The following is a 22,117-nucleotide window of genomic DNA, read 5'->3' on the forward strand; positions in this document are numbered from 1 at the left end:
CGGCACATCTCCTGCCGCGCAGTGGTTGCCGCGCACGGTCGATCGGGTCCACACTGGGTCACCGCCGCGCAGAGGTGCGCTGCACGAGGAGGTGCGCATGTCGACCACGACCGACCGCCACGAGGGCCAGACCGGGGGACAAGGCGGGGGGCAGCCCGAGCTGCACCGCGTCCTGGGGCCCAAGCTCCTGCTGCTCTTCATCGTCGGCGACATCCTGGGGACCGGGATCTACGCCCTCACCGGCAAGGTGGCAGCCGAGGTCGGGGGAGCCGTGTGGATCCCCTTCCTGGTCGCCTTCGCGATCGCGCTGGTGACCGCCTTCTCCTACCTGGAGATGGTCACGAAGTACCCCCAGGCCGGCGGCGCCGCGGCCTTCGTGCACCGCGCCTTCGACGTGCACTTCCTCACCTTCCTGGTGACCTTCACCGTGATGGCCTCCGGGATCACCTCGGCCAGCACCGCGGCCAAGGCCTTCGCCTCCAACCTGAGCAAGGGGCTCAACCTGGAGTGGGACGCCTCCAGCCCCCAGGTCGTCGGCATCGCCGTCGGCTTCCTCATCGTGCTGGCCCTGATCAACTTCCGCGGGGTCGCCGAGAGCGTGAAGCTCAACGTGGTCCTGACCCTCATCGAGCTCAGCGGCCTGCTCCTGATCATCTTCGTGGGGCTCTACGCGGTGCTCGGCTTCTCCGGAGCCGAGGTCGACTTCTCCAGGGCCGTGATGTTCGAGACGGCCGAGGGCAAGAACGCCTTCCTCGCGGTGACGGCGGCGACCAGCCTGGCCTTCTTCGCGATGGTCGGTTTCGAGGACTCCGTCAACATGGCAGAGGAGACCAAGGACCCGTCCAAGACCTTCCCCAAGGTGATGCTCAGCGGCCTGCTGATCACCGGCCTCATCTACGTGCTCGTCTCGATCACCTCGGTGGCCCTGGTGCCGGTCGGCGAGCTCGGCGAGGGCGAGACGCCGCTGCTGACGGTCGTCGAGCGTGGCGCGCCCGACCTGCCGATCGGCACCTTCTATCCCTTCATCGCCATGTTTGCGGTGGCCAACTCGGCACTGATCAACATGCTCATGGCCTCCCGGCTGCTCTACGGCATGGCCCACCAGAACGTCCTCCCCAAACCCCTCGGGCTGGTCCACCCCGGACGCCGCACCCCGTGGATGGCCATCATCTTCACCACCGCGTTGGCCATCCTCCTGATCCTCTTCTTCGGCGGGGTCAGCGAGCTGGGCGGGACGACGGCGCTGCTGCTGCTGGCCGTCTTCACCGTGGTCAACATCGCCTGCCTGGTGCTGCGCCGCGACACGGTGGAGCACGAGCACTTCCGGGCACCGACCGTGCTACCCGTCGTCGGCGCGCTCGCCTGCGCCTACATGGTCGGTCCGTGGACGGGGCGGGCCGGCGTCCAGTACGAGATCGGGGCCTGGGTCCTCGGCGTCGGCGTCGTCCTGTGGGCGCTGACCTGGTTCCTCAACCGCGCGCTCTACGCCCGGCCGACCCGGATCAAGGACCCGCACGACCTGGCGGACAGCGACGAGATCCGCTGACCCACCGGGCAGGGCCGATCCGCGTGTCATCGGAGCGGCCCGTTCTCCGGTAGACTTGATGGGCGCGCCGCCGTTCGGAGCGGCGCCTTCTGCCCCGGGACGATCCGTTCCCGGAGGCCCATGCGGGTGCCACGAGAGCACCTGGAGGTAGATCCGGTCACGCTCATGCGTCGAGGCGAGATCCCACCTCGCTGATCAGACGAAACGAGTGAGCCGTCATGGCCAAACCCGTCCGCACCGGCATGTCCGGCAAGAAGCCCCGCCACAGCGCAGCCCAGAAGAAGGCCGCACGCCTGGCCCGGGAGAAGCAGGCTCGCGCCCAGCTCAAGGGCAAGCGTCAGCGTCCTCGGGACGGCGGGTATGAGGATTCCCGCACCTATCGCGGGGAGGACCGCCGCGACGACCGTGGCGGCTACCAGCGTCGCGACGACCGTGGCAGCGATCGCGGTGGTTACCAGCGCCGCGACGACCGCAACGATCGCGGTGGTTACCAGCGCCGCGACGACCGCAACGAGCGCGGTGGCTACCAGCGGCGTGACGACCGTGGCGGCTACCACCGTCGTGAGGACCGTGGCGGCTACCAGCGTCGTGAGGACCGTGGCGGCTACCAGGGCCGTGACGACCGTGGCAGCGATCGCGGTGGCTACCAGCGCCGCGACGACCTTGGTGGCTACCAGCGTCGTGACGACCGTGGCGGCTACCAGGGCCGCGACGACCGCAACGAGCGTGGGGGCTACCAGCGTCGCGACGACCGTGGCGGCTACGACCGTGGGGGCTACCAGCGCCGTGACGACCGCGGCTCGGACCGTGGCTTCCAGCGGCAGGGCCGCCCGCAGTGGGCCGACGAGGACCGCAGCGACTGGCGCGACCGCCGCCGCGAGCGCGATGCCCGTGAGGACCGCCACGAGCGCCGCGAGCACACCTGGCGCGCGCGCCGGGACGAGCGTGACGGCCGCTCGGGGGAGCGCGGCTTCCACGAGGGCCGCAGCTGGGAGAAGGACCGTCGCCAGGACGACCGGTTCACCGACCGCGGTCGCGACCGCGACTTCGGACGGGACTCCGGGCGAGGCTTCGGCCGGGGTTACGACCGTGGTGGTCGTGGCTTCGAGGAGCAGCACTCCGGTGAGGACGAGCGCGAGGCGGCGGAGGCCGCATACCAGGAGCACATCGCCGCGTCCGCGGTGAAGGAGGTGGACGTCGAGGTCACGGCCGAGAACGGCTTCGCCCAGCTCGGTCTGCACGAGGACCTCGTCGCGGCGCTGGCCCGCACGGGCATCACCTCGCCCTTCCCGATCCAGGCCGCCACCATCCCCGACGCGCTGGCGGGCAAGGACCTGCTCGGCCGTGGGCAGACCGGCTCGGGCAAGACCATGGCCTTCGGGCTGCCGACCCTGCACCGTCTGCAGCAGCGCCCCCGCGCCGTCCCGCACCGTCCCCGTGCGCTCATCCTGACCCCGACGCGCGAGCTGGCGATGCAGATCGTGGACGCGCTCGCGCCGCTGATGCGGGCGATCGACAAGCGCTTCCTGCTCGTCGCCGGCGGCATGTCCTACACCCCCCAGCTGGCCGGTCTCGAGCGCGGGGTCGACGTCCTCGTCGCCACCCCGGGCCGTCTGATCGACCTGATCGAGCGCTCCGCGGTCGACCTGCAGGACATCGAGGTCAGCATCCTGGACGAGGCCGACCACATGGCCGAGATGGGCTTCGTCGAGGCCATCCGCCAGATCCTGGACCTGACCCCGACCGACGGGCAGCGCCTGCTCTTCTCGGCCACCCTGGACCATGGCGTGGACGACGTGGCCAAGACCTACCTCAAGGACCCGGTCACCCACTCCACCGACGACGTGACGGCCTCGGTCTCCACGATGGACCACCACGTCTTCCTGGTGCACCCGCACCACAAGAAGCCGATCACCGCGGCCATCGCCAACCGGCCGGGGCGCACCGTCGTCTTCTGCCGCACCAAGCTCGGCGCGGACCGGATCGCGCTGCAGCTGCGGGAGTCCGGCGTCTTCGCCGCCGCCCTGCACGGTGGGCTCAACCAGGCCCAGCGCACCCGCGTCCTGGACGCCTTCAAGAAGGGCACGCTGCCGGTGCTGGTGGCCACCGACGTCGCCGCCCGCGGCATCCACGTCGACGACGTGTCTCTGGTCCTGCAGGTGGACCCGCCGGCCGACCACAAGGACTACCTGCACCGGTCGGGGCGCACCGCGCGTGCCGGCGACGACGGTGTCGTGGTGACCCTGGCGCTGCCGCACCAGAAGAAGATGGTCCGTCGCCTCCTCGACGCCGCCGGTGTCGAGGCCGAGCCGGAGAACGTGACGCCCGACGACGTCGCGATCATCGAGACCGCCGGTGGGTCGGTGCCCACGGCCGAGCCGATCCTGCAGAGCCAGCTCGACGAGATCCTGCGTCCTCGCCGTCCCCAGGGACGTGGCGGGCGGCCGGGCGGGCGCTACGGCGGCCGTGACGGCGGCGACCGTGGCAACCGCTACGGCGGGCGTGGTGGCGGTCGTTATGGCGACCGTGACGGTGGTCGTGGCGGCGGCCGGGGCTACGGCGGTGACCGTGACGGGCGTCGATCGGGCGGTTACTCCGGTCGCCCCCGCAAGGACCCCGACGCACCCCGCCGCGACAGCCGGCCGGACTGGCGCCCGCGCGACTGAGGGATGTATCACCCCTCGGGTGCTTGCATAGGTATGCACCCGAGGGCCTACGATGTCACCACCTGCGTCGCAACGTGGCGAGCAACCCTGAGCCCATTCCGGTATCTACCCTGCCTGTTCTGAACGAGGTGCCATGAGCGCGACCGTGATCGACCCCGCACTGCAGCACGCCTACAAGGAAGTGCTGCGCCGCAACCCCGGCGAGAGCGAGTTCCACCAGGCCGTCGAGGAGGTCCTGGGCAGCCTCGGCCCGGTCGTCAAGCGCCACCCGCACTACCTGGCCGAGCGAGTCATCGAGCGTCTCTGCGAGCCCGAGCGGCAGATCATCTTCCGGGTCCCGTGGACCGACGACGTGGGCCAGGTCCAGATCAACCGGGGCTTCCGGGTCGAGTACTCCTCGGTGCTGGGCCCCTACAAGGGCGGTCTGCGCTTCCACCCCAGCGTCCTGCTCGGCACCGTGAAGTTCCTGGGCTTCGAGCAGATCTTCAAGAACGCCCTGACGGGCATGCCGATCGGCGGCGGCAAGGGTGGCTCGGACTTCGACCCCAAGGGCCGCTCCGACGCCGAGATCATGCGCTTCTGCCAGTCCTTCATGACCGAGCTCTACCGGCACCTGGGTGAGTACACCGACGTCCCCGCCGGCGACATCGGCGTCGGCGGCCGCGAGATCGGGTATCTGTTCGGCCAGTACAAGCGGATCACCAACCGCTACGAGGCCGGCGTGCTCACCGGCAAGGGCATCGCCTGGGGCGGGTCCCTGGCCCGCACCGAGGCCACCGGCTACGGCACCGTCTACTTCGCCAACCAGATGGCGGGCGAGGTCGACGACAGCCTGGACGGCAAGGACGTGGTCGTCTCCGGCTCGGGCAACGTGGCCATCTACGCCATCGAGAAGGTCACCGAGCTGGGCGGCAAGGTCCTTGCCTGCTCCGACTCCTCCGGCTACGTGGTGGACGAGGACGGCATCGACCTCGACCTGCTCAAGGACGTCAAGGAGAACCGTCGCGAGCGGATCAAGGCCTACGCCGACGAGAAGGGCGGGCGCGCCCGCTTCGTCGAGGGTTTGGTCTGGGACGTCCCCGCCAAGGTGGCGCTGCCCTGCGCCACCCAGAACGAGCTCGACGAGGACGCCGCCGTGGCCATGGTCAAGAACGGCACCCGGCTGGTCGCCGAGGGCGCCAACATGCCCTGCACCCCGGGAGCCGTCCAGGTCTTCCAGGAGGCCGGCGTGCTCTTCGGCCCCGCGAAGGCCGCCAACGCCGGTGGCGTGGCGACCTCTGCGCTGGAGATGCAGCAGAACGCCTCCCGCGACAGCTGGTCCTTCGAGCACACCGACGAGCGGCTGCACGAGATCATGCGCAACATCCACGAGCGCTGCGTCGAGACGGCCGAGGAGTACGGCCGTCCCGGTGACTACGTCTTCGGCGCCAATGTCGCGGGGTTCACCCGGGTCGCCGACGCGATGCTCGCCCTGGGCGTCATCTGACGGACCGTGTCGCCGGTCGGCGGCAGAGTGTGTCGCCGGTCGCTATAGATTGCGGTCATGACGACGAGCGGCACCACGAGCAGCAGGACGACGACCCATGACGTGGTGGTGGTCGGTGGTGGGCACAACGGGCTGACCGCGGCGGCTTATCTCGCGCGCGCCGGGCGCTCGGTCCTGCTGCTGGAGCGCTCGCCCGAGCTGGGCGGGGCCACCGTCTCGGCGGAGGCCTTCGACGGGATGGGGGCGCGGCTGTCGCGCTACTCCTATCTCGTCTCGCTCATGCCGCGGCAGATCATCGACGACCTCGGCCTGGACCTGAGGCTCGCGCGGCGCCGCTACTCCTCATACACCCCCGTGCCTGGCGGCGACCACGGCCTCCTCATCGACAACCACGACCGGGAGGCGACGGCGCGCTCGTTCGCCGCGGTCGGCGCCGCCTCGGACGCGGCCCGGTGGGAGGACTTCTACGGCCGCACGACCGCGCTCGCGCAGCGCCTGTGGCCCACCGTCACCGAGCCGCTGCGCCGGCGCTCGGAGGTCTTCGAGCAGGTCGGCGACGCCGCCTTGGTGCGCGACTTCCTCCAGCGGCCGCTGGGCGAGGTCATCGAGTCGACCTTCGGGAACGACCTCGTGCGAGGCGTCGCGCTGACCGACGGGCTGATCTCGACCTACGCCGACGCGCACGGGGGGGACCTGCGGCACAACGTCTGCTTCCTCTACCACGTCATCGGCGGCGGCACCGGCGACTGGGACGTGCCGATCGGCGGCATGGGCCAGGTCTCCGGCCAGCTCGCGGAGGTCGCGCGGCGTGCGGGCGCGCAGCTGCGCACGGGGGCCGCGGTGACCGGCGTCGAGGAGGGGGCGGTCACCTGGGAGGACGAGCACGGTATGCAGCATCGCGCCACCGCGCGCCACGTCCTGTGGGCGGCGGCGCCGGCCCTGCTCGACGGGCTGGCCGCGCCCGGCACCGAGGTGCAGCGGGTCGAGGGCGCCCAGGTCAAGGTCAACCTGCTGCTCTCGCGCCTGCCCCGGCTGCGGGAGACCGGCGTGGCGCCGGAGGCCGCCTTCGGCGGGACCTTCCACATCAACGAGACCTACAGCCAGCTCCAGACCGCCCACGCCGAGGCGCTCGCGGGTCGGGTGCCGGACCCGATGCCGGCCGAGATCTACTGCCACTCGATCACCGACCCCACCATCCTGAGCCGTGAGCTGCAGGAGCGGGGCGCGCACACGATGACCGTCTTCACCCTGCAGACCCCGGACCGGCTCCTGGACGACCCCGGATCGCTGGACGGGGCCGGGTCGCTGGACGAGGCCAGGGCCAGGCTGGAGCGGGCCACCCTGGACTCCCTGTCCTCGGTGCTGGCCGAGCCCATCGACGACGTCATCATGCGCAGGCCCGACGGGACTCCGTGCGTGGAGACCAAGACTACCCGCGACCTGCAGACCGCCCTGGCCATGCCCGGCGGCAACATCTTCCACGCACCGCTGACCTGGCCGTGGGCCGATGATGACGCAGACCTGGCCACGCCGGAGCAGAGGTGGGGAGTGGACACCGCATACCCCGGGATCCTGCTTGCGGGCGCCGGCTCGCAGCGGGGCGGGGGAGTGAGCGGCCTGGGCGGCTACCACGCCGCCCGCGCGATCCTGGGCTGAGCGCGCCCGGAGCTGAGGTGCTTGCGCAGCCGAGGCATCCCCGGAACGGCTCAGGCCGGCCGCCCCGGACGGGACGACAGGCCTGAGCCGTGTGCACGCCGGGCGAGTGCCGTGCGCTGACCGCCGCGAGCCTCAGCTCACAGGTCGCGGTCCGGGTGCGGCTGGCTCCAGCGGGCGCTGTCGTCGGCCACCAGGTCGGGGTCCTCGACCAGGTCGGTCGACACCTCCGGCCGGGAGCGCAGGTAGAGGATGCTGGCGACCAGTCCTCCCCAGACGATGAGCAAGGCCACGATCATCATGGCGATGGCGGTGCCGGTCATCGGGACTCCTCCTCGATCGGGGGCCAGGGGGTGAAGGTCTCGTCGTCGCGTCCCTTCCACGGGATGGCCGTGAGGATCGCGGCGGCGACCACGACGAAGACGATCGTGCCCCAGCCGAAGACGTTCAGGTACCACTGCGGAAGTTCCTCGTAGCCGTCGTTGATCAGGCTGATGACCTTCTGGACCAGCATGATGATCAGGAAGACGGGGGCGACGAAGCCGATGAGGACCGTCCAGACGCGTCCCACCTTGAAGGTGGAGACGGTGCTCAGGTGCCGGGCGAGCACGCGGCTCCTGCGCAGCACCCAGACCACCAGGACCGTCATGACGATCGCCGAGATGACGATGCCGACGTTGTTGGCCCACTGGTCGACGGTGTCGAGGGCGAGCAGGCCGGAGGTGGTGGAGAAGAGCAGGACCGACGGGATCGCGCAGGCGGCCGCGACCAGGATCGCGCTGCCGCGCTGGGACAGCCCGAACTTCTCCTGGACCGACGCGGCCACCCCGAGCAGGATCGAGATGATCGAGGTGAAGCCGGCCATGATCAGGGCGCCGAAGAAGACCACCCCGAAGATGTTGCCGCCCGGCATCTGGTTGATGACGGCCGGGAAGGTGACGAAGGACAGGGTCGGTCCGGTCAGATCCTTCATGTCGGCGATGGCGACGCTCTGCTGCTGGGCCATGAAGCCCAGGGTCGCGAAGACACCGATGCCGGCCAGGATCTCGAAGCTGGAGTTGGCGAAGGCCACCACCAGGCCCGAGCTGGTCATGTTGGCCTTGCGCCGCTGGTAGGAGGCGTAGGTGACCATGATGCCGAAGGCGATCGACAACGAGAAGAAGATCTGGGCGTAGGCCGCGATCCACACGTTGAGGTCGGTCAGCGCGCTCCAGTCGGGGGTGAAGAAGGCGTTGAGGCCGTCGGCCGCGCCGGGCAGCGTCAGCGCCCGCAGGACCAGCCCCGCGAAGGCCACGAACAGCAGCGGGATGAAGATGACGTTGACCGCCTGGACGCCCTTGGTCACGCCGAGGGCGATGACGACCAGCACCGCGACCCAGACCAGGACCAGAGGCAGCGCGACGGTGCCGACGATCGAGGTGGAGATCTCGGGGTCGCCGACCTTGAGGTGCTCGCCGAGGAAGAAGCCTCTGGTGTCCTCGCCCCATTTGAGGTTGAAGCTGTAGATGAAGTAGCTGCACGACCAGGCGATCACCGCGGCGTAGTAGGTCGCGATGACGAACGAGATCATGATCTGGAACCAGCCCAGGCCCTCGGTGCGCTTCGCCATCCGCCGGTAGGCCAGCGGCGCCGCGGCCCGGTAGCGGTGACCGATCGCGTAGTCGAGGAACAGGATCGGGATGCCCGCGGTCAGCAGGGCGACCAGGTAGGGCACGATGAAGGCGCCGCCGCCGCTCTCGTAGGCGACGCCGGGGAAGCGCCAGATGTTGCCCAGGCCGACGGCGGAGCCGATGGCGGCGAGGATGAAGCCCGTCGACGAGCTCCAGGTCTCCCGTTTCTCGACGGAGACCGTGGTGCTGCTCGGTGTCCCCACGGCAGAACCTCCTTGGACTAGGTGACGGACCGGGGCGGATGCGTCCGGTCCCTATAACTGGGCAAGTATGCACCCGAATCGCCTGCCGCGGCGTCAACCTGCGGGGTATGGGGTGTTCCTCACCTGATGGAGGTGGGCGAGCAGGAGCAGCACCTGCGCCGGGACGTAGGTGCCGATCACCAGCAGCGCGGAGGTCGCCTCGCTGAGGTCGGCGGCGAAGATGTCCCAGCCCAGGGTCAGGTCGGAGACCATGAAGAGCAGGCCGCCGACCAGCCCGACCGGGCCAGCCGCCGTGGCCAGCACGGCCATGAGGGTCAGCACGAGGCCGTAGACGACAACAGGCACCTGCAGGCCGTCGGCGTGCGGGACGACCAGGACCATGCCTGCGACCAGGACCGCCCAGTGGAGGAGGCTGGCGGGGCGGCGCAGCCACGAGCTGGACGCGGTGGGCCGCAGCGCCGCGAGGTAGGCCAGGTGCCCGAGCAGGAAGCAGCCCAGCAGGATCAGGAAGCCCTGGCCGCCCAGCCCGTCGCCGAGCCAGCACAGCACGAGGCCGGCCAGCCACCAGCGCGAGCGCGGGTCGCGCAGCCGCGTGGCCAGCACGAGCGCCACCATCAGGGGGGTCTGGCACGGCGACAGTCTGCCAGGGGCCCGGGGCGGGGTGGGACGTGGACGAGGCGGCGTCCTAGTCTTGGGGGCATGACTGGCACACCGTGGTGGCGGAGGTTGTTCGGCGGCGGCGCGAGGGGTGAGGGCGCGGGGTCCGGCCGCGGACCGGCGCGCTCCGGAGGGAAGGCGAAGGCGCGGTCCCACGCCCATGAGAAGGGGAAGTCCGCGCAGGCGAAGTCCCAGCCCAAGGCTCAGGGGAAGGCGCAGCCGACAGGGCGGCCCGGCCGTCGGGCCTCCATCGACCCGTCGGGCTCGGTCCTGGGCGCCGTGGCGAGCCGGTCGGGCTGGGTCGGGGCGCACCTGGACCCCTCCGGCCACGGCACCCCGGCCATCCTGGCCGCCAGCTCCTTCGCCGAGCTCGTCGACCGGGCCGCCGGCATCACCGCGGTCGCGGTCGACGTGCCGGTCGGCCTGCCCGACGACGGGCCGCGCGAGGCGGACCGGCAGACCCGTGCCTTCGTGGGGCCGCAGGCCGCTTCCGTCTACACCACCCCGGTGCGCGAGGCCGTCTACGCGGCGACCTACGGCGAGGCCAACACGATCAACCGGGACAAGGTCGGCTCGGGCGTCTCCCGCCAGGCCTACGAGCTGCGCGGCCGGATCATGGAGCTGGACGCGCACCTGCGCCAGGACCTGGGATATGTGGTCGTCGAGACCCATCCCGAGGCCTGCTTCGCCGAGCTCGCCGGGTCCACGGTGGCCAGCCGCCGCCGGTCGGCCGACGGCAGCTCCGAGCGGAGGGCGCTCCTCGCGGCGGCCGGCATCCACGCCCCGACCGCGGCGCCGGTGGGCACGGCCACCGAGGAGATGCTCGACGCCTGTGCCGCGGCGTGGGTGGCCCACCGCGTCAAGACGGACCAGAGCCGGACCATCCCCGAGCAGCCGCAGACCTTCTCGGACGGGATCCCCTCGGCGATCCACCTCTGACCTCCGCGGCCGCCGAGAGCGGCGCTTCCGGTCCCTACGGGTTTGCTCGCTGACGGCGAGCAAACCCGTAGGGCGCGAGGGAGGCGATGGGGAGCGGGTGGTCAGGGCCAGGTGAACCGACCGGACAGGCCGGTCAGGCGTGTGATGGGTGGTCGGGGGCCGGCCTCGCCCCGAATTGGGTGACACGTCCAACATTTGCGAGAATGGCGGGCATGTCGAACTCCACCGTGCTCATGGTCCTCCGCGTCTTCGCCGTCATCACCGGCCTGCTGTCCGTCGTGCAGGCGCTGCGCGGCTTCGGCTGGCTGCCGATCGACTGGTCCTGGCACGGCACCCTGGCCAACATCACCTTCGTGACCGCCCTGATCGCCGCGATCTTCGCCTGGCTGTGGAGCCGCCGCAGCGGTGACAAGGGCCTGTTCATGCACGCTGCCGGCATGGCGGTGCTCGCCGTCATCCAGATCGGCCTGGGCGAGATGGAGCTGCGCTCGGTCCACATGGCCGTGGGCGTCCTCTTCCTCGTCGGCGCGATCGCGTTGGCCACCCTGTCCTTCCGCAAGCCGGTCGAGGGCGCGACCGCCCGCCCCCTCGACGCCTGAGCCGGGCCTGGGACCGGGCCCGCGGGAGAAGGTGACCTTAGGTCACCCTGAGGTGAAACCGCATACCTCGCCTGCGACAATGGTGAACTGTGGAGGCTCCACCACGAGCGGCGCCCCTCCAACGACGTAGCGGCTCAGCGTCGATCGACCCTACCCGCGGGGCCTCCCGGGAAGAGGCAGTCCGATGACCGCGGCTCAGACCGAGATCACCCCCGTCCACGCGGCCTGGGAGGGCTTCGCGGCCGGTCCCTGGCAGGACGAGATCGACGTCCGTGACTTCGTCCAGCGCAACTACACCCCCTACGAGGGCGACGCGTCCTTCCTGGTCGGCCCGACCGCCAAGACGCTGCGCCTGTGGGAGACCTTGGAGCGCGACTACCTGAGCGTGGAGCGTGCGCGCCGCGTCTACGACGTGGACACCACCACGCCCGCCGACGTCGACGCCTTCCCGCCCGGCTGGATCAGCGAGGACGACGACGTGGTCGTCGGCCTGCAGACCGACGTCCCCCTCAAGCGCGCCATGATGCCCAACGGCGGCTGGCGGATGGTCGAGACCGCGATCACCGAGGCCGGCCTGGAGCCGGACGAGCGGGTCAAGGAGATCTTCACCAAGCAGCGCAAGACCCACAACGAGGCCGTCTTCGACCTCTACACCCCCCGCGTGCGCGCCGCCCGCTCCAGCCACGTCATCACCGGCCTGCCGGACGCCTACGGCCGCGGGCGCATCATCGGCGACTACCGGCGCGTGGCGCTCTACGGCGTCGACGCCCTCATCGCGGCCAAGGAGCGCGACAAGGACGCGACGCTGGACCAGCCCTTCACCGAGCACTGGGCCCGCTACCGCGAGGAGCACGCCGAGCAGATCAAGGCGCTGCACAAGCTCAAGGCGATGGCGGCCTCCTACGGCTTCGACATCTCCGGGCCCGCGACCACCGCGCGCGAGGCCGTGCAGTGGACCTACTTCGGATACCTGGCCTCGGTGAAGTCCCAGGACGGCGCCGCGATGAGCTTCGGTCGCCTCTCGGGCTTCTTCGACGTCTACGTCGAGCGTGACCTGGCCGCCGGGCGGATCACCGAGGAGGACGCCCAAGAGCTCATCGACGCGCTGGTCATCAAGCTGCGCATCGTGCGCTTCCTGCGCACCATCGACTACGACCAGATCTTCTCCGGCGATCCCTACTGGGCCACCTGGTCCGACGCGGGCCTGGGGGAGGACGGCCGCACCCTGGTCACCAAGACCTCGTTCCGGCTGCTGCAGACCCTGCGGAACCTGGGGCCGGCGCCCGAGCCCAACATCACGATCTTCTGGGACCCGGCGCTGCCGCAGGGCTACAAGGACTTCTGCGCCGCGATCTCGATCGAGACCTCCTCGCTGCAGTACGAGGCTGACGAGCAGATCCGCCAGCACTGGGGCGACGACGCGGCGATCGCCTGCTGCGTCTCGCCGATGCGCCTGGGCAAGCAGATGCAGTTCTTCGGCGCGCGGGTCAACGCCGCCAAGGCGCTGCTCTACGCCATCAACGGCGGCCGCGACGAGATGACCGGCGAGCAGATCGTCGAGGGCCACGAGCCGGTCCAGGGCGACGGGCCGCTGGACTTCGACGACGTGTGGGCCCGCTTCGAGTCCATGCTCGACTGGGTGGTCGGCACCTACGTGGAGGCGCTCAACCTCATCCACTACAGCCACGACCGCTATGCCTACGAGGCCATGGAGATGGCCCTGCACGACTCCGAGATCGTGCGGACGATGGGCTGCGGCATCGCCGGCCTGTCGATCGTGGCCGACTCCCTGTCGGCGATCCGGCACGCCAGCGTCGTGCCGGTCCGTGACGAGACCGGCCTGGTCGTGGACTACCTGGTCGAGGGAGACTTCCCGACCTACGGCAACGACGACGACCGCGCCGACGAGATCGCCGCGGTGGTCGTGCACACCGTCATGGAGAAGATCCGCGAGCTGCCGCTCTACCGCGACGCCATCCCGACCCAGTCGGTGCTGACGATCACCTCCAACGTGGTCTACGGCAAGAAGACCGGCAACTTCCCCTCCGGCCACCGCGCGGGCACGCCCTTCGCCCCCGGCGCCAACCCGACCAACGGCGCGGACAACCACGGGATGCTGGCCTCGATGCTCTCGGTCGGCAAGCTCGACTACGCCGACGCCCTCGACGGCATCTCGCTGACCAACACCATCACCCCGCCCGGCCTGGGGCGCACCAAGGACGAGCAGGTCACCAACCTGGTCGGCCTGCTGGACGCCGGTTTCGTCCCCGACGGGGACTGCTGAGGCGAGCGGCACGGCATACCCCCGAGGTTGCCGACCACGGACCACCTGACACCTACCGACCAAGGAGCACCAGATGAGCACCAAGACCTACGCCGAGCGCGTCGCCGACATGGCCTCCGCGCGTGAGGAGCGCGGCACCCGACCGGGCCTGTTCCACGCCAACATCAACGTCCTGTCCAAGGAGACCCTCGAGGACGCGATGGCCAACCCGGACAACTACCCCAACCTGACCGTGCGCGTGTCGGGCTATGCGGTGAACTTCGTCAAGCTGACGCGCGAGCAGCAGCAGGACGTCCTCGCCAGGACCTTCCATCACTCTGCCTGAGGGTGGGGCCGTCGGCCAGGCGCTGAGCCTGGCCGACGGCGTCACCGGGGAGTATCGCCCCGCGCCGATCGAGCTCGAGGTGCCTCGCCTGCGTCCGGCGGGGCGGGGCACCGCAGGCATCGCGTCCGCGGGCGAGATGAGCCACCACGAGCACCTCGAGGCCGTCCGCGCCGGCGAGCTGGGGTCGGTGCACTCCTGGGAGCTGGTCACCGGGGTCGATGGCCCCGGCACGCGGCTGACCGTCTTCGTCTCGGGGTGCCCGCTGCGCTGCCTCTACTGCCACAACCCCGACACGATGTATGCGGCCAAGGGCGAGCCGGTGCTCCTCTCCGACCTGGTGGCGCGGCTGCGGCGCTATCGCGGCATCTTCCGGGCGACCCGGGGCGGACTGACCGTCTCCGGGGGCGAGCCGCTGATGCAGCCGGCGTTCGTGGGGCGGCTGCTGCGCGAGGCCACGGAGATGGGCGTGCACACGGCGGTCGACACCTCCGGCTTCCTGGGTGCGAACGTCTCCGAGGAGATGCTGCAGGACATCGACCTGGTGCTGCTGGACCTGAAGTCCGGGCTGCCGGAGACCTATCGCCGCACGACCGGCCGAGAGCTGGAGCCGACGCTGCGCTTCGCCCGGCGGCTGGCCGACCGCGGGACGGAGGTGTGGTTGCGCTTCGTGTGCGTGCCTGGCCTGACCGACGCCGTCGAGAACGTCGAGGCGGTCGCGGAGATCGCGGCTGGGCTGCCCAATGTGAGCCGCGTCGAGGTGCTGCCCTTCCACCAGATGGGCCGCGACAAGTGGGCGGCGCTGGGGCTGGACTACCGGCTGGCGGACACCCCGCCGCCGTCGGTGGAGACGCTGGAGCGGGTGCGCGGGCAGTTCCGGGCCAGGGGGCTGACGACCTACTGAGGTGGGATGGAGGGGGTGGGCCAGCCTCAGCCGGAAAGGGTGGTGCCGTCCTCGATGGTGCGGGGGGCGCCCTCGTCGGGGAGGCGCACGTCGCCGACGACGTTGACGTCGGCGCCGAAGGTCCAGTCGCCCTCGACGGTGAGGCGCCGGGCGCGGCGCAGGGAGGGGGCGCCGTGCGGGAAACGCCGGTCCAGCTCGCCGATCAGTCCGTAGTGCTGCTTGTCCAGGCTGATCACCGGGGCGGGGTCGACGACCTTGGTCAACCGGTAGCTGTCCTCGGCGTCCACCTCGTAGACGTCCGAGCGGAGCAGGAGCAGCTCGTTGGTGGTCTTGACCGGGACGAAGCGCTCGCGGGTGACGGCGATCGAGACCGCGTCGTCGAACAGCTCGACCGCACCGCCCATGGCCGTCTCGATCTGGATCACCGGGGTGGAGGTCTTGTCCTTGGGGTCCACCGTCTTGGCGTTGCGGATCAGCGGGAGGTCCAGGACGCCGCCGGTCTCGTCCAGCATCGCCCGCAGGCGGGCCAGGTCGAACCACAGGTTGTTGGTGTGGAAGTAGGGATGGCGCTCGGCGTCGGTGAAGTGGCTCATCTCCTCCGGCGCGGTCTGGGCCGAGTCGCGCAGGACCAGCCGCCCGTCGGCCGACCGACGCACGAGGTGCCCGCCCTTGAGGTCCATCTCGGTCCGGGAGCACACCTCGGCGGCGTAGCCCGCGCCGGAGCCGGCGAACCAGGCCGCCAGACGCCCGTCGGCCACCGCGCCCAGGTTGTCGACGTTGGAGACGAAGGCATAGCGGTAGCCCTGCTCCAGCAGCTGGTCGAGCAGGCCGCTGGCCAGCAGCGAGGGGTAGAGGTCGCCGTGGCCGGGCGGGCACCACTCCAGGCCGGGGTCGGCCTCCCAGGTCACCGGCGTCAGGTCGTCCTCGCTCAGCTTGGGCTCCTGGCTCTGCAGGAAGTCCAGCGGCAGGCCGTCGACGGGCAGCTCGGGATAGCGGGCGAGGAGCTCCAGGGTCTGGTCCTGGGTGGAGAAGCTGTCCATCAGCAGCAGCGGCAGGCGGATCCCGTAGCGGCGGCGCAGCGCCAGCACCTGCCGCACGGTGATGTCCAGGAAGGTCAGGTCGTCGCGGACGGGGAGCAGCGACTTGGGCCCGGCCAGGCCCATCGAGGTGCCCAGACCGCCGTTGAGGGTGATGACGACGGTGGCGTCCAGGGCGGCCCGTGCCTCCTCGCCGTCGGGGTCGAGGTCGAGGTCGGCCAGGTCGACCTCGGGGAGCGCCGGCTCGACGTCGGCCTCCCGGATCAGGCCGGTCTCCCCGGCGGCGAGCTTGTCGTAGTGGCGGGCGAAGGTGTCCACCGCCGGCTGGGGGACCCCTGCCTCACGCATGCGGTCCAGGGCCAGGTCACGTGCGGAGCTCATGGACCCAACCTATCCAGGCTGCCCGGACGGAGGGTCGGCGGCTCGCGTGCTGCGGGCGCCCCCGGGGTCAGCGGCTCGGTTGCGGCTCCGTCGAGCTCAGGTGCTGGGCCAGGACGTCGACGGCGAAGCCGTAACCGGCGATCCCGGCCCCGGCGATCACCGCCAGCGCGACGGGGGACAGGTAGGAGTGGTGACGGAAGGCCTCGCGCGCGTGCGGGTTGGAGATGTGCACCTCGACCGTGGGCAGGCCCGTCGCCTTGATCGCGTCGAGCAGCGCGACCGAGGTGTGCGTGTAGGCCCCCGCGTTGAGCACGCAGCCCACCACGTCCCCGGCGTCCGCCGCCTCGTGCAGCGCGTCCACCAGCCCGCCCTCGTGGTTGGACTGCTGGCAGGTCACCAGCAGGTCGTGGGTCGCGGCCCGCTCGGCGCACAAGGACTCCACGTCGGCCAGCGTGGCGGTGCCGTAGATCTCCGGCTCGCGGGTGCCGAGAAGGTTGAGGTTGGGGCCGTTGAGCACGAGGATCCTGCTGGTCATGAGGTCAGCGTGGCACAGGGTGGTCGTGAGTACCATCGCGGGATGACCACCGGATCTCCTGCCCCCGAACCGTCGCCTCCCGCCGCGGACGGTCACGGGACCGTGCGCACCGTGGCCTTCATCGGGCTGGGCGTCATGGGTGGTCCGATGGCCGACAACCTGGTGCGTGCGGGCTTCGACGTGCGCGGCTTCAACCGGAGCCCCGCCAAGGGTGAGGCGCTGGAGGCCGCCGGAGGAACCGCATACCGGAGCATCCGCGAAGCGGTCGAGGGAGCCGAGGTCGTGTGCGTCATGGTGCCGGGGAGCGCCGACGTGGAGAGCGTGCTGCTGGGGGAGGACGGCGTGCTGGCGTCGGCCGCGCCGGGGACGGTGGTGGTCGACTTCTCCTCGATCCGTCCGACCGTCGCCCGGGAGCTGGCGCAGGCTGCGGAGGAGCGGGGTATGCGGCTCCTCGACGCCCCGGTCTCCGGCGGCGAGGCCGGAGCGGTCGCCGGGACCCTCTCGGTGATGGCCGGCGGTGACGACGAGGCCTTCGAGCGGGCCCGCCCCGTGCTGGAGGCCGTCGGGCGCACGATCGTGCACGTCGGCCCCTCGGGTGCCGGCCAGACCGTCAAGGCCGCCAACCAGCTGGTGGTGGCCGCGCACCTGCAGGTGCTCGCCGAGGCGGTGGTCTTCCTCGAGGCGTACGGCGTGGAGCTGGACCCGGCGCTGGACGTGCTGGGCGGGGGCCTGGCGGGATCGGCGGTGCTGGAGCAGAAGCGGGACCTGATGCGGGACCGGGAGTTCGTGCCCGGGGCGCGGATGGCGTTGCACCACAAGGACCTTGGGGCCTATCTGGAGGCGAGCCGCGCCGCGGGGGTGGCGAGCCCGGTGGGGGCGCTGCTGGGCGAGCTGATGGCCGCAGCGATGGCGGCGGGGGACCAGGACCTGGACCACTCGGCGCTGCTGCGCGGGGTGGAGCGGCTGAGCGGCCGCCTGCCCTAGCCGGTGCGGCGACGCACGAGGACGACGAGGAGCGGCCCCGAGACCAGGAGGAGCGCGAGCGCGACGGCGAGGGGCCACATACCGTCGGGGCGGAGCAGGAAGGTCAGCCAGACCGTCAGCACCCCCGGCAGCGTCGCCGCCCAGGCGAGCAGGAGCGAGAGGCGCGGACCCCAGTGCGGGGCGCGGTGGCGGTGGACCGCAGCGGTCAGCACGATGGCGGCGATCACCGCGGCGGTGGCGCCGACGTACATCCAGGCGGGGGTGAGAAAACCGACGAAGAGCACCAGGGGGAGCGCTGCGGCGTAGACCAGTGCGGGTGCCAGTCCGGCGACGAGTGCGTGCGGGGAGACCGCGCTGCCGCCGGCCCTGATCTCGTGGGGCGGGCGCAGGGCGACGAGGGGGACGGCCAGGATCGTGGCCAGCGACAGACCGGCCAGCAGGCGCACGGTGGTGCGGGCGAGGTGCACCTGCTCCTCGGCGCGCTCCTGGCACTCCCTGGGCGAGAGCTCGCAGGGGATCGGGGCGCCGAAGCCAGGCAGGTGGCGCTGACCCCAGGCGGCGAGGGCGAGGAGCAGCACGAGACCGAGCAGCACCGGCCACCAGCGACGCAGCACCGGTGTGCGGCCCTGCGTCGTCATGGTCGCCACGGTCTTCGGTCCTCCCCGGGATGCTCGGTATGCGGTGTCTCGCCGGCCCCTGCCGTCGCACCCGAATCCCTCAAGCATGCCAAACCGGGGTGGCTGACGGGGCTGGCGGGGTGCCGCAGAGCGTGCCTGTGGACAGTGTCGGGGGTGTGTCGGCGGTGGGAACTAGGTTGGCTACCGTGACCGCCAAGGACCTCTCTTCCGCCGCCTGGGTGCGCCAGGTCTCGCGCGAGATGCTGGTCGAGGCGGTCGGTCTGGTGACCGTGCTGCGGGCCGAGGGCTACGTCGGCCAGGGCAGGGTGCGGACGCTGGTCGCCGCACCCGGCGGCGCGATGCTCCTCTCCACGGTCCTGGGCTCGGGGCGGCTCTACCAGACGATCGTGCGTCGGCTCGGGGACGAGGGCGGTCTGTGGCAGGGGCAGTGCAGCTGCCCGGTGGGCGTGGACTGCAAGCACACGGTCGCGGTGCTGCTGGAGACGCAGCGGCGGCTGGCCCCGGAGGAGGTGGAGCAGACCGCGGGCTGGGAGGTGGCCCTGCAGCCCCTGCTCGGTGCGGCGGAGGCGCGGCCGCGTCCGGACCGGGCCACGGCGGGCAGCACGGCCCTGGCGCTCCAGCTCTCGGTGGACCACAGCTATTTCTCCGGCGCGGAGAGCACCCGGATCATGGTGCGGCCGCTGAGGGCGGGGCGGGCCGGTCGGTGGATCAAGACGGGGGCGACCTGGCGGGACCTGGGCAGCCAGTGGGCCTCGCCGGAGGTGCTGCCGGCGCACCGCGAGGCCGTCACCCAGCTCCATACCGTGGCCAAGGGCGCCACCTCCTACTACCAGTACTCCTCCGAGGAGGTCAGCCTCGGCGACCTGGGGCGGCTGGCGTGGCCGCTGCTGCGGGCCTGCGTGGCGGTCGGGGTGGAGCTCGTGCCCGGCCGGGGTGCCTCCGCGGTCCAGCTGGGCGAGGGCGAGGCGTCGCTGGCGGTCGACGTCACCCGGGACGACGCCGGTGGGTTGACGCTGCGCCCCTTCGTGGCCGAGGCCGAGGGGCCGGCGAGGCCCGGGAGCAGGTTCGTCATCGGTCGACCGGGGCACGGCGTGGCCCACGTCGACGACGACGAGGTGCTCACCCTGTGGCCGCTGGCGGAGGCCCCGGCCGAGGCGGCGCTGCCGCTGCTGCAGCGCGACCTCCCGCTGGCCGTGCCGCCGGAGGACGTGGGCCGCTTCCTGGCGGTCTTCTACCCGCTCATCGCCAGCCAGGTGCGGCTCAGCTCCCTGGACGGGAGCGTGCCCGAGGCTCGGCAGAGCAGGCCGGGTCTGGTGCTGGAGATCCTGCCCCAGGAGGGCCACGTCCTGGACCTGTCCTGGTCGCTGTCCTTCGCGGTGCCGGGGCTGGGTGGTGGAGCGGCGGAGGCCGATGGTGGGGAGGGCGCCGGGGGCGGGGAGGTGGCCCGGCCGTCGGTGGTGCTGCTGCCGCTCGGCGGCCACGAGGTGGCGGGGCGTCAGGACGATCCCGCCGTGGCCGAGCTGTTCGCGTCGGTGGTCGCCGACCTGCAGCGGATGCCGTCGCTGATCGAGCACCCGCCCGGGTGGGACGGGAGTCGAGACACCTCCGGGGCGGGCCGGACGCCGCGTCCGCGGGCGACGATCACGCTGGCCGGTCACCCGAGCGCGGTCTTCGCCGCAGAGGTGGTGCCGGTCCTGCAGGCCCGCGAGGACGTCGAGGTGCGCATCGAGGGTGAGCTGCCAGACTACGCCGAGGCTGGCGAGGCGCCCGTCGTCCACCTCGAGACCGTCGCCGGGGAGGCCCAGGACTGGTTCGACCTGCACGTCACGGTGACCGTGGCCGGTCAGGAGGTGCCTTTCGAGCTGCTCTTCGCCGCGCTGGTCCGCAACGACCCCGTGCTGCTGCTGGAGTCAGGGACGTGGTTCAGCCTCGACCAGCCCGAGCTGCACGCGCTGCGCCGCCTCATCGAGGAGGCCCGGGAGCTGGACGACCGCCCCTCCGTGCCGGGGGAGGTGCGGCTCAGCCGCTACCAGGCCGGCCTGTTCCAGGAGCTGCTCGACCTCGGGGTCGTGGACGCGCAGAGCGGTGCCTGGGCCGAGTCGGTCGAGGCGCTGCTCGCCCTCGGCGACTCCGACCGGGGCACGATCATGCAGCCGGCGGCGCTGCGGGCCGAGCTGCGTCCTTATCAGCAGGACGGTTATCGCTGGCTGTCGACGCTGTGGGACGCGGGGCTGGGCGGGATCCTGGCCGACGACATGGGGCTGGGCAAGACGCTCGAGGTGCTGGCGATGATCGCCCGGGCCGAGCAGCGTGGGGAGCTGGGCGACGGGCCGGTGCTGGTCGTGGCGCCGACCAGCGTGGTCGGCACCTGGGCCGCGGAGGCGGCACGGTTCACCCCGGAGCTGGGCGTGACGACCATCTCTGGCACGCGTCGGCGACGGGGTGTGGACCTGTCCACCGCGATCGGGGCGGCCGACGTGGTGATCACCTCCTACACGCTGCTGCGGCTCGAGGACGAGGCCTATGCCGACCTGCCGTGGTCGGCGGTGGTGCTCGACGAGGCGCAGTTCGTCAAGAACCATCGGTCGGTGACCTACCAGGCCGTCCGGAGGCTGGGCGTGCGGCGGACCTTCGCCATCACCGGCACGCCGCTGGAGAACACCCTGATGGACCTGTGGTCGATGACCTCGCTGGCGGCGCCCGGCCTGTTTCCCCACCCGGAGCTGTTCACCGACCGCTACCGCAAGCCGATCGAGGCGGGCGACGAGCTCTCGCTGGCGCGCATGCGCCGCCGGATCCGGCCGTTCATGATGCGCCGGACCAAGGGTGAGGTCGCCCAGGACCTGCCCGAGAAGACCGAGCAGGTGCTCCAGGTGGCGCTGCACCCCGCCCACCAGCGGGTCTACGACCAGCACCTGCAGCGGGAGCGGCAGCGGGTGCTGGGCCTGCTGCAGGACCTGGACAAGAACCGGATGGCCATCTTCCGGGCGCTGACCACCCTGCGGCAGCTGGCCCTCGATCCCTCACTGGTCGATGATCAGCACGCCGGCCTGGCCACCTCGGCCAAGATCACCACGCTGGTCCAGCACCTCTCCGAGATCGTGGCCGAGGGGCACCGGGCGCTGGTCTTCTCCAGCTTCACCGGCTTCCTGGGCAAGGTGCGCGAGGCCCTGGGCACCGCCGGCATCGAGCACGTCTACCTCGACGGCCGGACCCGTGACCGGGCGGCGCGCATCGCCGAGTTCAAGGAGGGCGGGGCACCGGCCTTCCTCATCAGCCTCAAGGCCGGTGGCTTCGGGCTGACCCTGACCGAGGCCGACTACGTCTTCGTCCTCGACCCGTGGTGGAACCCTGCCGCCGAGGCGCAGGCGGTGGACCGCACCCACCGGATCGGGCAGACCAAGCCCGTCAACGTCTACCGACTGGTGTCCACCGGGACGGTCGAGGAGAAGGTCGTGGCGCTCCAGGAGCACAAGCGGCACCTCTTCGACACCGTCGTGGACTCCGGAGCGTTCCGGTCCGGGGCCATCACGGCCAAGGACATCCGCGCACTCTTCGACGGGTGAGCTGACCGGCGGCCCGGGGTCGCTGGTCTCGCGGCCGGCTCAGCGGC

17 protein-coding genes are annotated in these 22,117 nt (G+C 71.4%); 11 read left to right on the forward strand and 6 right to left on the reverse strand.

Going from position 1 to position 22,117, the window contains the following annotated elements; all coding sequences use genetic code 11:
- Positions 1-97 precede the first annotated feature (97 nt).
- The 4 genes from ACTMMA_RS08210 to ACTMMA_RS08225 all read left to right on the forward strand — a co-directional run bounded on the left by ACTMMA_RS08210 (position 98) and on the right by ACTMMA_RS08225 (position 7,354).
- Entirely contained in the window at positions 98-1,546 is a 1,449-nt protein-coding gene (locus ACTMMA_RS08210) for an APC family permease (RefSeq protein WP_441189633.1), read from the forward strand.
- Between the two features lie 218 nt (positions 1,547-1,764).
- Complete coding sequence (locus ACTMMA_RS08215; RefSeq protein WP_441189634.1) at positions 1,765-4,212, forward strand: DEAD/DEAH box helicase; 2,448 nt, start codon at positions 1,765-1,767, stop codon at positions 4,210-4,212.
- Positions 4,213-4,345: 133 nt separating this feature from the next.
- Positions 4,346-5,698, forward strand: a complete 1,353-nt coding sequence (gene gdhA / locus ACTMMA_RS08220; RefSeq protein ID WP_441189635.1) for an NADP-specific glutamate dehydrogenase — start codon at positions 4,346-4,348, stop codon at positions 5,696-5,698.
- Positions 5,699-5,755: 57 nt separating this feature from the next.
- The gene (locus ACTMMA_RS08225; protein WP_441189636.1) at positions 5,756-7,354 is read left to right on the forward strand and encodes a phytoene desaturase family protein; all 1,599 of its coding nucleotides are present in this window, start codon (positions 5,756-5,758) and stop codon (positions 7,352-7,354) included.
- 137 nt (positions 7,355-7,491) lie between these two features.
- Here ACTMMA_RS08225 and ACTMMA_RS08230 read toward each other — a convergent pair whose 3' ends face one another.
- The 3 genes from ACTMMA_RS08230 to ACTMMA_RS08240 all read right to left on the reverse strand — a co-directional run bounded on the left by ACTMMA_RS08230 (position 7,492) and on the right by ACTMMA_RS08240 (position 10,043).
- Positions 7,492-7,674 carry a methionine/alanine import family NSS transporter small subunit gene (locus ACTMMA_RS08230; protein ID WP_441189637.1) on the reverse strand — a complete coding sequence of 61 codons (183 nt, stop codon included), beginning with the start codon at positions 7,672-7,674 and terminating at the stop codon, positions 7,492-7,494.
- Positions 7,671-9,224, reverse strand: a complete 1,554-nt coding sequence (locus ACTMMA_RS08235; protein WP_441189638.1) for a sodium-dependent transporter — start codon at positions 9,222-9,224, stop codon at positions 7,671-7,673. Before ACTMMA_RS08235 ends, ACTMMA_RS08230 begins: the two co-directional genes overlap by 4 nt.
- 93 nt (positions 9,225-9,317) lie before the next feature.
- Positions 9,318-10,043: a lysoplasmalogenase gene (locus tag ACTMMA_RS08240; RefSeq protein ID WP_502361877.1), complete on the reverse strand. Its 726-nt coding sequence runs from the start codon at positions 10,041-10,043 to the stop codon at positions 9,318-9,320.
- On the opposite strand from ACTMMA_RS08240, the gene ACTMMA_RS08245 reads away from it, so the two are divergent.
- The 5 genes from ACTMMA_RS08245 (at position 9,924) to pflA (ending at position 14,929) form a co-directional block, all read left to right on the forward strand.
- Positions 9,924-10,820: a DUF429 domain-containing protein gene (locus tag ACTMMA_RS08245; RefSeq protein WP_441189640.1), complete on the forward strand. Its 897-nt coding sequence runs from the start codon at positions 9,924-9,926 to the stop codon at positions 10,818-10,820. The genes ACTMMA_RS08240 and ACTMMA_RS08245 overlap by 120 nt on opposite strands.
- Before the next feature lie 212 nt (positions 10,821-11,032).
- On the forward strand, positions 11,033-11,419 hold the full coding sequence (locus ACTMMA_RS08250; RefSeq protein WP_441189641.1) for a hypothetical protein: 387 nt from the start codon (positions 11,033-11,035) through the stop codon (positions 11,417-11,419).
- A 184-nt stretch (positions 11,420-11,603) separates the two neighbouring features.
- A complete protein-coding gene (locus ACTMMA_RS08255; RefSeq protein WP_441189642.1) occupies positions 11,604-13,703 on the forward strand; it encodes a pyruvate formate lyase family protein in 2,100 nt (699 codons plus the stop codon).
- 73 nt (positions 13,704-13,776) lie between these two features.
- Complete coding sequence (gene grcA2, locus ACTMMA_RS08260) at positions 13,777-14,028, forward strand: autonomous glycyl radical cofactor GrcA2 (RefSeq protein ID WP_441189643.1); 252 nt, start codon at positions 13,777-13,779, stop codon at positions 14,026-14,028.
- A gap of 67 nt (positions 14,029-14,095) precedes the next feature.
- Positions 14,096-14,929 carry a pyruvate formate-lyase-activating protein gene (gene pflA / locus ACTMMA_RS08265; RefSeq protein ID WP_441189670.1) on the forward strand — a complete coding sequence of 278 codons (834 nt, stop codon included), beginning with the start codon at positions 14,096-14,098 and terminating at the stop codon, positions 14,927-14,929.
- Positions 14,930-14,955: 26 nt separating this feature from the next.
- Here pflA and ACTMMA_RS08270 read toward each other — a convergent pair whose 3' ends face one another.
- Positions 14,956-16,347 carry a UTP--glucose-1-phosphate uridylyltransferase gene (locus ACTMMA_RS08270; RefSeq protein ID WP_441189644.1) on the reverse strand — a complete coding sequence of 464 codons (1,392 nt, stop codon included), beginning with the start codon at positions 16,345-16,347 and terminating at the stop codon, positions 14,956-14,958.
- Between the two features lie 67 nt (positions 16,348-16,414).
- Positions 16,415-16,882, reverse strand: coding sequence for a type II 3-dehydroquinate dehydratase (gene aroQ, locus ACTMMA_RS08275; protein WP_441189645.1), 468 nt, complete (start codon positions 16,880-16,882; stop codon positions 16,415-16,417).
- A gap of 102 nt (positions 16,883-16,984) precedes the next feature.
- On the opposite strand from aroQ, the gene ACTMMA_RS08280 reads away from it, so the two are divergent.
- Entirely contained in the window at positions 16,985-17,866 is an 882-nt protein-coding gene (locus ACTMMA_RS08280) for a 2-hydroxy-3-oxopropionate reductase (RefSeq protein ID WP_441189671.1), read from the forward strand.
- Here ACTMMA_RS08280 and ACTMMA_RS08285 read toward each other — a convergent pair.
- Positions 17,863-18,504: a hypothetical protein gene (locus ACTMMA_RS08285; protein ID WP_441189646.1), complete on the reverse strand. Its 642-nt coding sequence runs from the start codon at positions 18,502-18,504 to the stop codon at positions 17,863-17,865. The genes ACTMMA_RS08280 and ACTMMA_RS08285 overlap by 4 nt on opposite strands.
- Positions 18,505-18,689: 185 nt before the next feature.
- Here ACTMMA_RS08285 and ACTMMA_RS08290 point away from each other — a divergent pair, with 185 nt between their 5' ends.
- Positions 18,690-22,070 carry a DEAD/DEAH box helicase gene (locus ACTMMA_RS08290; protein ID WP_441189647.1) on the forward strand — a complete coding sequence of 1,127 codons (3,381 nt, stop codon included), beginning with the start codon at positions 18,690-18,692 and terminating at the stop codon, positions 22,068-22,070.
- Positions 22,071-22,117 lie beyond the last annotated feature (47 nt).

It is taken from the genome of Ornithinimicrobium panacihumi, assembly GCF_052073805.1.
GTDB lineage: Bacteria > Actinomycetota > Actinomycetes > Actinomycetales > Dermatophilaceae > Ornithinicoccus > Ornithinicoccus panacihumi.

Coding starts and splice junctions, on each gene's coding strand:
- ACTMMA_RS08210 (WP_441189633.1), top strand. CDS start 98: ATGTCGACCACGACCGACCGCCACGAGGGCCAGACCGGGGGACAAGGC.
- ACTMMA_RS08215 (WP_441189634.1), top strand. CDS start 1,765: ATGGCCAAACCCGTCCGCACCGGCATGTCCGGCAAGAAGCCCCGCCAC.
- gdhA (WP_441189635.1), top strand. CDS start 4,346: ATGAGCGCGACCGTGATCGACCCCGCACTGCAGCACGCCTACAAGGAA.
- ACTMMA_RS08225 (WP_441189636.1), top strand. CDS start 5,756: ATGACGACGAGCGGCACCACGAGCAGCAGGACGACGACCCATGACGTG.
- ACTMMA_RS08230 (WP_441189637.1), bottom strand. CDS start 7,674: ATGACCGGCACCGCCATCGCCATGATGATCGTGGCCTTGCTCATCGTC.
- ACTMMA_RS08245 (WP_441189640.1), top strand. CDS start 9,924: ATGACTGGCACACCGTGGTGGCGGAGGTTGTTCGGCGGCGGCGCGAGG.
- ACTMMA_RS08240 (WP_502361877.1), bottom strand. CDS start 10,043: ATGGGCGTGGGACCGCGCCTTCGCCTTCCCTCCGGAGCGCGCCGGTCC.
- ACTMMA_RS08250 (WP_441189641.1), top strand. CDS start 11,033: ATGTCGAACTCCACCGTGCTCATGGTCCTCCGCGTCTTCGCCGTCATC.
- ACTMMA_RS08255 (WP_441189642.1), top strand. CDS start 11,604: ATGACCGCGGCTCAGACCGAGATCACCCCCGTCCACGCGGCCTGGGAG.
- grcA2 (WP_441189643.1), top strand. CDS start 13,777: ATGAGCACCAAGACCTACGCCGAGCGCGTCGCCGACATGGCCTCCGCG.
- ACTMMA_RS08270 (WP_441189644.1), bottom strand. CDS start 16,347: ATGAGCTCCGCACGTGACCTGGCCCTGGACCGCATGCGTGAGGCAGGG.
- aroQ (WP_441189645.1), bottom strand. CDS start 16,882: ATGACCAGCAGGATCCTCGTGCTCAACGGCCCCAACCTCAACCTTCTC.
- ACTMMA_RS08285 (WP_441189646.1), bottom strand. CDS start 18,504: ATGACGACGCAGGGCCGCACACCGGTGCTGCGTCGCTGGTGGCCGGTG.